At 63.1% G+C, this 4,143-nt stretch carries 5 protein-coding genes; 3 read left to right on the top strand and 2 right to left on the bottom strand.

Annotated elements, in window-relative coordinates; translation table 11 throughout:
- Window positions 1-10: 10 nt before the first annotated feature.
- Window positions 11-226 (bottom strand): hypothetical protein, encoded by a 216-nt coding sequence (locus tag V7050_RS18970; RefSeq protein WP_324374347.1) that lies wholly within the window; start codon window positions 224-226, stop codon window positions 11-13.
- A gap of 199 nt (window positions 227-425) precedes the next feature.
- On the opposite strand from V7050_RS18970, the gene V7050_RS18965 reads away from it, so the two are divergent.
- Both V7050_RS18965 and V7050_RS18960 read left to right on the top strand, forming a co-directional pair.
- Window positions 426-776: a BrnA antitoxin family protein gene (locus V7050_RS18965; RefSeq protein WP_324366009.1), complete on the top strand. Its 351-nt coding sequence runs from the start codon at window positions 426-428 to the stop codon at window positions 774-776.
- 597 nt (window positions 777-1,373) lie between these two features.
- Window positions 1,374-2,171 (top strand): DUF1828 domain-containing protein, encoded by a 798-nt coding sequence (locus tag V7050_RS18960; RefSeq protein ID WP_324366011.1) that lies wholly within the window; start codon window positions 1,374-1,376, stop codon window positions 2,169-2,171.
- 151 nt (window positions 2,172-2,322) lie between these two features.
- Here V7050_RS18960 and trmFO read toward each other — a convergent pair whose 3' ends face one another.
- Window positions 2,323-3,681: a methylenetetrahydrofolate--tRNA-(uracil(54)-C(5))-methyltransferase (FADH(2)-oxidizing) TrmFO gene (trmFO, locus tag V7050_RS18955; protein WP_324366013.1), complete on the bottom strand. Its 1,359-nt coding sequence runs from the start codon at window positions 3,679-3,681 to the stop codon at window positions 2,323-2,325.
- Between the two features lie 87 nt (window positions 3,682-3,768).
- Between trmFO and V7050_RS18950 the strand changes: the two genes are divergently transcribed.
- Window positions 3,769-4,089, top strand: coding sequence for an ArsR/SmtB family transcription factor (locus V7050_RS18950; RefSeq protein WP_324366015.1), 321 nt, complete (start codon window positions 3,769-3,771; stop codon window positions 4,087-4,089).
- The last annotated feature ends 54 nt before the right edge of the window (window positions 4,090-4,143 follow it).

The following is a 4,143-nucleotide window of genomic DNA, read 5'->3' as shown; positions in this document are numbered from 1 at the left end:
GATGTCGCGGTCAGCCGTCGGCGCGGCCGCGCCCGATCCGCGCCCGCCGCGCCTCGCCCGATTCGTGGATCAGGATCCAGGCGAGCAGGATGAACATCGGATGGGTGAGTCCGCCGGAGAAGACGATCGCCGGGATCCAGATCAGGAAGGTGACGATCGCGACGATCGGCCGGCCGGCGATCAGGATCGCGAGCGGCGGCAGGAAGAGGGCGAGGAGGTAGTTCATCCGCGTCAGATAGGGCGGCCGGGGGGTCATCGCAAGCGGGGCGGGTTCCGGCTTCGGTATCAAGGGCTTGCGGCGGCTGGAAGCCGGCTGGAACCGGGCTGGAAACCGGCTTGCCATTCTCAGCGGCATGTTAACGGTTCTCGGGCAGGATGGCGGCTTTCCCGAGACAGCACAGGAGACGCAGGCGGTGGAAATCCGGATGCGCACGATCGCCCAGGAGCGGGCCCATGTGGAGATGATGATCGAGCTCGAGAAGCAGTCGCAGGACTGGCGCGACATGAAGCTGCGCCACGCGCTGATCCCCGACGACTGGGGGAGGCTCGAGACCACCGCCCCGGTGCGGCCGCGCAGGAAGAAGGTGACGGTGGCGCTCGACGAGGACGTGGCGCGCTGGTTCAAGGGCCTCGGCGCCGGCTACCACGGCCGGATCAACGGGGTGCTCAGGACCTACATGCTGGCGCTGATCTCGAAGGAGGTGCTGAGCCGGGGCGACCGCAACCGCCACGGCGAGGAGATCTGGGGCAAGGCGGCGCCGAAGCGGACGGAATGAGGGGGAATGGAAGTCGACTGCGCCACGCTCCGACGTCGAGGCGACGCCGTCGGCCGTCTCCGCACCCTTCTTCCACGAGCGTATCAAGTATGCCATTGATGGCAAGAAAGGGGTGATATAGAGTATGCGTGTTCGGAAGCTCACCGCGTCGGCGAAGGAACTCCAGTCCGACACAGGCTGGCTCACAACCGATCTTCAGCCGCGCTTTGCCCCAATTTTCCCAAAGACAACGCCTATCCGGGCAGGTTGGAGGTGGCGATCTGCACGAGCCGCAAGCACGGAAGATGAATATGTTCTCCTCGCAAAGATCAATCCTCCGCGCGACAACTGGCAAGCCTTTTTGATCAGGATTCTCGATGAAGGAGCGTCAGTAGTAGGACGCTTCGAACACCATGGAAGCCATCCCGGCTTGCATGCGCACGCTCATTGTGAGCGGGGCGGCATCGAAATGGGTCCGCGAGGGTTAGATGATCTCGTCAGGATCCCAGAAGCCGGTAGCGGATCCTTCCATCGGAGAAAGAACGCCTGGACGGAGAACGGCTTCTGGGAGGCCGCAAAAAGGTTCTTTCGTATTCAAGAAAAGAGAGGCGGCCTGCTATGATCGACGCAGAGTCTCTACGAAACAACCTATGTAAGACGTTTTGTTCGTCGATCGTTGTCAACCCCGTCGCTAGTGGCTTTGCGGTCAGCACACTATTTTCTGACCGATCCGGTGATCCGATCGGTTTTTATGTTGTCGATAGTGGTGACGGCTTCCGCATCGAAGATGATGGAGAATACCTTGCGCGGCTTATTGGGTCCGGGATCCCAATCGACCAAGGGAATCGTGCGCAACTACTAGAAGCCATCCTACAACAGGGTGGAGCGTCTTGGGACCATGACACCTACGAAATTCGTACTGAGAGCTTTGCGGAATCGAAGCTTGGGCTTCGTTTGACCAGTTTCCTGTCTGCTCTTATTCGAGTCCGAGATCTAGAATTACTAACGCGCGAAGTTGTTAGGTCGACATTTCGAGAGGATGCAACGGCTGCACTTCAACAGAGGTATGGTCACGTAGCGAAATTCTCTGAAAATGAATCGTTTGATCGAACTCTGTCTGAATTTCCGGCGGATCTAATAATCAGACCAAACCATGATTCAGCAAAATCTGGCGCATTGTATTTTGTAAACTCGAATGAAAAACTAAGTGAAGCTCTGCTTCTCCAAATGGAATCCAATCGACTAAAGCGAGACGACCTGCGGATAATTGCGCTAATTGAAGACTCTGAAATGCGAACGCTGAGCAAAAAAAAGTTTCAACGCGCGCAGAATCGATCACTTTCTATGCCAATATTTCGCGGAGACGAAGATGCCGCAGTGGAACGGATTGGGCGTGACTTGGAAATAGCGGCCTGAAACTTGAGATTTGCACGAAAAGATTGTCGAAATGCCATGTCGTGGAGGGGAAGCCGTCCTCAACATTACTGCAGATTCTTGATTCTGGTGCGCCACTGAAGCGTTGGGCGCCTGAGCCACTGAGCGCCACGCGACAGATCTCCCCACAACTTCAAACTATTGCCAGCGCCGGCTCAACCCACGCCGCGAAATCTGTCTTGGCGCGGTCGGTGTAGCCCTTGTAGCGCTCGCGCCGGCCGCGGCGGCCGCCGCGGGCCTCCTCCAGCGGCGGGAAGAGGCCGAAGTTGACGTTCATGGGCTGGAAGGTCTTGGCATCGGCGCCGCCGGTGATGTGGGTGACGAGCGCGCCGATGGCGGTGGTCGGCGGCGGTGGCGCGAGGGGGCGGCCGAGGCGTTCGGCGGCGGCCATGCGGCCGGCGAGCAGGCCCATGGCGGCGCTCTCGACATAGCCTTCCACGCCGGTGATCTGGCCGGCGAAGCGCAGGCGGGGGTCGGCCTTGAGCCGCATCGCCCCGTCGAGCAGGCGCGGGGAATTGAGGAAGGTGTTGCGGTGGATGCCGCCGAGCCGGGCGAAGGCGGCGTTTTCCAGCCCCGGGATCATGCGGAAGACTTCCGTCTGCGCGCCGTATTTCATCTTGGTCTGGAAGCCGACGATGTTGAAGAGCGTGCCGAGCGCGTTGTCGCGGCGGAGCTGGACCACGGCATGGGGCTTGGTCTCGGGCGCATGCGGGTTGGTCAGGCCCACGGGCTTGAGCGGGCCGAAGCGCAGGGTCTCGCGGCCGCGTGCGGCCATGACCTCGATCGGCAGGCAGCCCTCGAAATAGGGCGTGTCGCGTTCCCAATCCTTGAACTCGGTCTTCTCGGCGGCCAGCAGCGCGTCGACGAAGGCCTCGTACTTCTCGCGGTCCATCGGGCAGTTGAGATAGGCTTTGCGGTCGGCCTCGGTCTCGCCCTTGTCGTAGCGCGACTGGAACCAGGCTTGGCCCAGGTCGATGCTCTCGAAATGCACGATGGGGGCGATGGCGTCGAAGAAGGCGAGCGCGCTTTCGTCGGTGAGGGCGCGGATCGCTTCGGCGAGGGCGGGGCTGGTGAGCGGGCCGGTGGCGACGATGACGCTCGACCAGTGGCTCGGTGGGAGCCCGGCGATCTCGCCGCGGTCGATGGTGACAAGCGGATGCGCCGCGAGGCGGTCGGTGATCGTGCGGCTGAAGGGCTCGCGGTCGACGGCGAGCGCGCCGCCCGCCGGCAGGGCATGGGCGTCCGCCGCGGCGATGACGAGCCCGCCAGCCGCGCGCATCTCCCAGTGCAGGAGCCCCACGGCGTTCTGCTCGTCGTCGTCGGAGCGGAAGGAATTGGAGCAGACGAGCTCGGCCAGCCCGTCGGTGCGATGGGCGAAGGTGGCGGTTTCGGGCCGCATCTCGTGCAGCACCACGGGCACGCCCGCCTCGGCCGCCTGCCAGGCCGCTTCCGATCCCGCGAGGCCGCCGCCGATGATGTGGATCGGGTCCATGGGGGCGATCTATGCCAGCGGCGGCGGATTGAAAAGAGGGATGGCCTTCGGCTTGCGCCGGGGGTTGGTTTCGATCATTCTGGAAGCATGGAAAAGACCGACGCCCTCGCCGCGCTTTCGGCCCTCGCGCAGGAGACCCGGCTCGACGTCTTCCGGCTCCTGGTGGCGGCCGGGCCGGAGGGGCTGGCGGTCGGGCGCATCGCGGGCGAGCTGGGGCTGGCGGCGGCGACGCTCTCCTTCCATCTCGGCCATCTGCGGCAGGCCGGGATCGTGACCTGCCGCCGGGAGGGGCGCATGCTGATCCATGCGGCCGATTTCACCAGGATGGGGGATCTGATGGCCTATCTGAGCGAGAATTGCTGCGCGGGCGCGGATTGCGGCCTGCCCCGGCGCGGGGTCCGGGCATGAGCGGGGCCGGGGAATTCGTGATCTATCACAACCCCGCCTGCGGCACCTCGCGCA

The organism is Amaricoccus sp. (assembly GCF_036846665.1).
Taxonomy (GTDB): domain Bacteria; phylum Pseudomonadota; class Alphaproteobacteria; order Rhodobacterales; family Rhodobacteraceae; genus Amaricoccus.
This window is presented reverse-complemented; position numbering and strand designations above follow the sequence as displayed.

Excerpts from the sequence above, each read along its gene's own strand:
- V7050_RS18965 (WP_324366009.1), top strand. The coding sequence starts at position 426 with ATGCGCACGATCGCCCAGGAGCGGGCCCATGTGGAGATGATGATCGAG.
- V7050_RS18950 (WP_324366015.1), top strand. The coding sequence starts at position 3,769 with ATGGAAAAGACCGACGCCCTCGCCGCGCTTTCGGCCCTCGCGCAGGAG.
- V7050_RS18970 (WP_324374347.1), bottom strand. The coding sequence starts at position 226 with ATGAACTACCTCCTCGCCCTCTTCCTGCCGCCGCTCGCGATCCTGATC.
- trmFO (WP_324366013.1), bottom strand. The coding sequence starts at position 3,681 with ATGGACCCGATCCACATCATCGGCGGCGGCCTCGCGGGATCGGAAGCG.
- V7050_RS18960 (WP_324366011.1), top strand. The coding sequence starts at position 1,374 with ATGATCGACGCAGAGTCTCTACGAAACAACCTATGTAAGACGTTTTGT.